The organism is Streptomyces sp. SPB074, from assembly GCF_000154905.1.
In the GTDB taxonomy this organism is placed as follows: domain Bacteria; phylum Actinomycetota; class Actinomycetes; order Streptomycetales; family Streptomycetaceae; genus Streptomyces.
Map to the genome: position 1 here is coordinate 2,523,620 of NZ_GG770539.1, position 5,526 is coordinate 2,529,145.

At 72.0% G+C, this 5,526-nt stretch carries 5 protein-coding genes; 4 read left to right on the plus strand and 1 reads right to left on the minus strand.

Going from position 1 to position 5,526, the window contains the following annotated elements; genetic code table 11:
* Positions 1–1,524: LCP family protein (locus tag SSBG_RS10195; RefSeq protein ID WP_234010461.1), on the plus strand; the 1,524-nt coding region annotated here is incomplete at its 5' end.
* A gap of 69 nt (positions 1,525–1,593) precedes the next feature.
* Here the strand turns inward: SSBG_RS10195 and SSBG_RS10200 are convergent.
* The gene (locus SSBG_RS10200; protein ID WP_037871308.1) at positions 1,594–2,142 is read right to left on the minus strand and encodes an acyl-CoA thioesterase; all 549 of its coding nucleotides are present in this window, start codon (positions 2,140–2,142) and stop codon (positions 1,594–1,596) included.
* A gap of 117 nt (positions 2,143–2,259) precedes the next feature.
* Here SSBG_RS10200 and SSBG_RS10205 point away from each other — a divergent pair, with 117 nt between their 5' ends.
* The 3 genes from SSBG_RS10205 (at position 2,260) to SSBG_RS10215 (ending at position 5,480) form a co-directional block, all read left to right on the plus strand.
* The gene (locus SSBG_RS10205; RefSeq protein ID WP_037869414.1) at positions 2,260–3,600 is read left to right on the plus strand and encodes an LCP family protein; all 1,341 of its coding nucleotides are present in this window, start codon (positions 2,260–2,262) and stop codon (positions 3,598–3,600) included.
* A 172-nt stretch (positions 3,601–3,772) separates the two neighbouring features.
* Positions 3,773–4,588 carry an SAM-dependent methyltransferase gene (locus SSBG_RS10210; RefSeq protein WP_008746080.1) on the plus strand — a complete coding sequence of 272 codons (816 nt, stop codon included), beginning with the start codon at positions 3,773–3,775 and terminating at the stop codon, positions 4,586–4,588.
* A 55-nt stretch (positions 4,589–4,643) separates the two neighbouring features.
* On the plus strand, positions 4,644–5,480 hold the full coding sequence (locus tag SSBG_RS10215) for an SAM-dependent methyltransferase (protein WP_008746081.1): 837 nt from the start codon (positions 4,644–4,646) through the stop codon (positions 5,478–5,480).
* Positions 5,481–5,526: the final 46 nt, after the last annotated feature.

A 5,526-nucleotide genomic window follows, 5' to 3' on the forward strand; every position in this document is an offset into this window, starting at 1 on the left:
CCGTGCGGAAAAAAAAAAAAAAACCCCAGCCCCCAGCCCCCGCGCCCCCGCGCCCCCCGTCCGCGGCCCCCGCGTCCGCTCCCGGCCCGCCGCCTCCCGCGCCGCCCGCCGAGCCGTCGCCGCCGGGCGCTGCGCTGGGCGGTGCGGGGGCTGACCGCGTGCTCCCTCGGGGTGCTGCTCGCCGCCGGGGCGGGCCGCACGCTGCTGAACGGCGTCGACCACGAGATCGGCCGCGTCGACGCCTTCAAGGGCCTCGCGGGCCCCGAGCGCCCCGCCGCCGGGCACGGCATGAACCTGCTGCTCGCGGGGACCGACGAGCGGGCCAAGCTCGACAAGGAGACACGCGAGCGCTACAAACTCGGGGGCGCGCCCTGCCACTGCACGGACACGCTGATGATCGTGCACCTGTCGGCCGACCACTCCCGCGCGAGCGTCGTGAGCCTGCCCCGCGACTCCTACGCGATGCTGCCGCCGCACGTGGACCGCAACTCGGGCGAGCACCACCACGAGCACCCGGTGAAGCTCAACGCGGCGTACGCGGAGGGCGGCCCGCAGCTCACCGTACGGACCGTCGAGAAGCTCACGAAGGTCAAGATCGACCACTACGTCGAGGTGGACTTCACGAGCTTCATGCGGACCGTGGACGCGCTCGGCGGCGTCGAGATCTGCACGACGAGACCGCTCAAGGACTCGTACACGGGCCTCGACCTCTCCGCCGGCTCGCACGAGCTGGACGGCGGGCAGGCGCTCCAGTACGTACGGGCGCGGCACCTGGACGCGGCGAGCGACCTGGGCCGGATGCAGCGGCAGCAGCGGTTCCTCGCGGCGGTCGTGGACCGCGCGACGAGCGGCGGCACGCTGCTCAACCCGGTGCGGCTGCACGAGGTCGCGAGCGCGCTCCTGTCGGCGGTACGGGCCGACAAGGGCTTCGGCACCGACGAGATCCTGGACCTGGCCCGCGCGATGCGGGGCTTCGGCCCGTCCTCATCGGAGTTCGTCTCGATGCCGCTCGCCGCGAAAGGGCGGCACGTCCCGGGCATCGGCGACACGCTGGTGTGGGACGCGGACCGCGCGAAGGCGCTCTTCACGGCCCTGCGCGAGGACCACCCCCTGGCCGCCCACAAGCCGGCCCCAGGACCGGCGCCCGTCGCGGTGGACGTCCCGCCGCAGCAGATCTCGGTGCGGGTCCTGCACGGCACGGGGGCCGGTGACGAGGCGGAACGCGTGGCGAAGGCCCTGCGGGCGACGGGCTTCGCGGCGCGGACGGCGGCCACCGGGACGGCCGGGCCCGCGCGGACGACGGTCTCCTACGACCCCGGCTGGGACCGCTCGGCCAAGAGCCTCGCCACCGCGCTCCCCGGGGCGGCGCTGGTCAGGCACAAGGGCCTCGCCGCCACCCTGGAGGTCACGGTCGGCGAGGACCACCCGGCCGTCACGAAGGTCCGCGCGGAGGACCCGAGCCAGGCCCCGAAGGAGAACAAGTACGGGGCGGTCCGGGGCGACGAGGTGACCTGCCCGTCGTGAGGCGGGCCGCCCCTCGCGGCCCGACCGCCCGGGCGCCTCCCGCGCCGCGCCGCGCCGCGCCGCGCGTCCTCAGTCCGCCAGGCCCTCCGCCGTCCGCTTCTCGCGCAGTTCGTGGATCGCGCGGCGGCGGGCGAGGCGGTGCGTGCGGCGGATCTGGGCCTCCTGGAAGCGGCGCTCGTCCCGCTCCGTCTCCGGGAGGACCGGGGGCACGGGGCGGGGGCGGCCCTGGGCGTCCACCGCCGTGAAGACGAGGTAGGCCGTCCCGACCCGCTGGCCCGGCACGGACTCGTTCCAGCGCTCCGCCATGACACGCACGCCGATCTCCATCGAGGTGCGCCCGGTCCAGTTGCACTGGGCGTGGACGTGCACGAGGTCGCCGATGCGGACGGGCTCCAGGAAGACCATCTCGTCCATCGAGGCCGTCACCGCGGGCCCGCCCGAGTGCCGTCCCGCGACGGCGCCCGCCGCGTCGTCGACGAGTTTCATGATCACGCCCCCGTGGCCCGTGCCGTACAGGTTCGTGTCGGTGGCGGTCATGATGTGCGAGAGCGTCGTACGGGAGGCCGAGGTCGGCTTGCCCGGGATCTCCGGGTCCGTACGCGGTGCCGGGTCAGTCATACCGTCCACTTTATGTCCGCCGGGACACCCCCGCTTTTGCATCAGCTCTGCAACAGGCTCGCTGCGATTCCTTCCCCGCCCTGTATGGCGAGCACCCGGGGACGGCAGACTTGTCCCATGAACGAGACGCCGCAGGGCTGGGGCGGGGAGCGATCCGACAGCCGGGGATACGGACGCGGGAGCGCCGAGGCGCAGCCCGAGGGCGCCCGCTCGATGCCGCAGGTGCGGCGCGGCGGGCCCGGGGGCCCGGCTCCCGTACCGCCGCAGCAGCGGTACGGGCGGCAGGGCGGCCCGTACCCGCCGCCGGACCAGTACGGGCAGCAGGCGGGCCAGTACGGGCAGCAGCAGGGCCAGTACCAGGACGGTCACGGCGGGTACGACAGCGGGTACAACACCGGGCAGGTCTACGGCTCCCCCGGCGGCCCGCAGCAGCCGGGCGGGCCCGGCGGTCCCGGCGGGCCGGGCCGGGCGGCACGGCCGGCGCCGAACTGGCGCAAGCGGATCAAGTGGACGGCGATCGTCGTCGTCGCCGTGCTCGTCGTCACGACCGTCTCGACGTACTTCTGGGCGGACGGCAAGATCCGCCGCGAGGTGGACCTCTCGAAGGTCATCGACCGGCCGGACGGCGGCAAGGGCACGAACTACCTGATCGTCGGCTCCGACAGCCGCGAGGGGATGTCCAAGGAGGACAAGAAGCGCCTGCACACCGGTTCGGCCGAGGGCAAGCGCACCGACTCGATGATGATCCTGCACACGGGCGACAACGGGACGACGATGATCTCGCTGCCCCGTGACTCGAACGTCACGATCCCCGCGTTCAAGGGCTCGGACTCGGGCAAGTCCTACCCGGCGCGCGGCGCGAACAAGCTGAACGCCGCCTACGCCTTCGACGGCCCCGAACTCCTCGTGCGCACGATCGAGTACAACACCGGTCTGCACATCGACCACTACGCGGAGATCGGCTTCGACGGCTTCGCGAGCATCGTGGACGCGGTCGGGGGCGTCGAGATGGACATCCCGAAGGGCTTCAAGGACGAGAAGTCGGGCGCCGACTTCAAGGCCGGGAAGCAGACCCTCGACGGCGAACAGGCCCTCGCCTTCGTCCGCACCCGCTACGCGCTGCCCGGCAGCGACCTCGACCGCACGAAGAACCAGCAGAAGTTCCTCGCGGCGCTCGCCCACCAGGTCGCGACCCCGAGCACGATCATCAACCCCTTCAAGCTCTACCCCGTGATGGGCTCGGGTCTCGACTCGCTCATCGTGGACAAGGGCATGAGCCTGTGGGACCTCACCTCGATGTTCTGGGCGATGAAGGGCGTCACGGGCGGCGACGGCAAGCAGATGAACATGCCGATCTCCGGCAGCGTCGGCGGGAACCTCGCCTGGGACATGCCGAAGGTCAAGCAGCTGGTCAACGAGCTCAAGAACGACGACAAGGTCACGGTCTCGGGCAACTGAGCGGGCGGGCCGAACGGGAGCTCCACGGCGGGGCGTCACGGACCGGGTACGGGTCCGGGGCGCCCCGCCGCCGTACGCCCGGCCGGGCCCCTCCTGTCTTTTCCCTGCAACTCACATATTCTCGGCGGCACATGATCCGCGTTCAGTTCATGACGGCACCTGGGGGCCCCGCATGACCGCAGCACAGCCCGATGACGGCTCGTTCCGCATCGACACGACCCGCCCGCACCCGGCCCGGATGTACGACCTGTTCCTCGGCGGCAAGGACAACTACCCCGTGGACGAGGAGCTGGCGCGGAAGGTCCTCGCCATCGAGCCGAACGTGCCCTCGCTCGCGCGGATGAACCGGGCCTTCATGCAGCGGGCCACGCGCTGGCAGGCCCAGCGGGGAATCCGGCAGTTCCTCGACATCGGCACCGGCATACCCACCTCGCCGAACCTGCACCAGGTGGCGCAGGAGGTGGCGCCGGACGCGCGGATCGTCTACTGCGACAACGACCCGATCGTCCTCGCCCACGCCGAGGCCCTGCTGCGCAGCACCCCCGAAGGCGCCGTCGACTACGTACAGGCCGACGCCCGCGACAGCGCCGCGATCATCGAACGCGCCTCGAAGACACTGGACTTCACCCAGCCCGTCGGCCTCTTCCTCGTCGCCCTGCTGCACTTCGTCAGCGACGAGGACGGCGCCCAGGACATCGTCTCCGAGCTCGTCTCCCACCTCGCCCCCGGGAGCTACCTCGTGATCACGCACGCGACCCACGACTTCCGGCCGCGCGACACCGAACAGGTCGGCTCGCTCTACAAGTCGGGCTCGGCCTCGCTGCACACCCGTTCGCGCGCGCGGTACGAGGAGTTCTTCACCGGCCTGGAGCTGGTCGAGCCGGGCATCGTGACGGGCGACGAGTGGCACCCCGAGGTGGGCTTCCCCGTCGAGGACCCGGAGAACATCATCAAGGCCGGCTACCTCGCGGTGGCCCGCAAGCCGTGACCCGGCCCCGAGCACGCCACGACCCCCGCCGCCACGGACCCACCGGAGAGACACCATGGACCAGCCGACCGCGCCCGACGCCCCCTCCCCCTACATCGACACGACGCGGCCGCACCCGGCGCGGATGTACGACTGGTTCCTGGGCGGCAAGGACAACTACCCCGTCGACGAGGAGATGGGCCGCAAGGTCCTCGCGATCGAGCCGAGCGTCCCCGTACTCGCCCGGATGAACCGGGAGTTCATGCGACGCGCCACCCGGTGGCTCGCCGGCCGGGGGGTACGGCAGTTCCTCGACATCGGCACCGGCATCCCCACCCCGCCCAATCTGCACCAGGTGGCGCAGGAGATCGCCCCGGCGTCGCGCGTCGTCTACTGCGACAACGACCCGATCGTCCTCGCCCACGCCGAGGCCCTGCTGCGCAGCACCCCCGAAGGCTCGGTGGACTACGTGCAGGCCGACGTCCGCGACAGCACCTCGATCATCGAGCGCGCCTCCAGAACGCTCGATTTCAGCGAGCCGGTGGCGCTCTCGCTCATCGCGCTGCTGCACTTCGTCGGGGACGGGGACGGCACTGACGGTGCGGCGGGGGCCCACGAGATCGTCTCCGGGCTGGTCTCCCTTTTGCCGTCCGGGAGTTTCCTCGTGCTCTCGCACGTGACCGCCGACTTCCAGCCGGAGAAGGCCGAGCAGGTCGGCAGTCTCTACCGCTCGGGCACGGCGTCCCTCCACCCGCGCCCGCGTGCGGAGTTCGTCAGGTTCTTCACCGGCCTGGAGTTCGTGGAACCGGGCATCGTCTCCGAGGGCGAGTGGCGCCCCGAACTGGGCGAGCGGGTACCGGGCGAGGAGGGCGTCGTCAAGGCCGGCTACTCGGCGGTGGCACGCAAGCCCTGACCCGTCCCCGCCCCCCTCAGCGCCGCCACAGCACGACGCCGGTCGC

Coding starts and splice junctions, on each gene's coding strand:
- SSBG_RS10200 (WP_037871308.1), bottom strand. CDS start 2,142: ATGACTGACCCGGCACCGCGTACGGACCCGGAGATCCCGGGCAAGCCG.
- SSBG_RS10205 (WP_037869414.1), top strand. CDS start 2,260: ATGAACGAGACGCCGCAGGGCTGGGGCGGGGAGCGATCCGACAGCCGG.
- SSBG_RS10210 (WP_008746080.1), top strand. CDS start 3,773: ATGACCGCAGCACAGCCCGATGACGGCTCGTTCCGCATCGACACGACC.
- SSBG_RS10215 (WP_008746081.1), top strand. CDS start 4,644: ATGGACCAGCCGACCGCGCCCGACGCCCCCTCCCCCTACATCGACACG.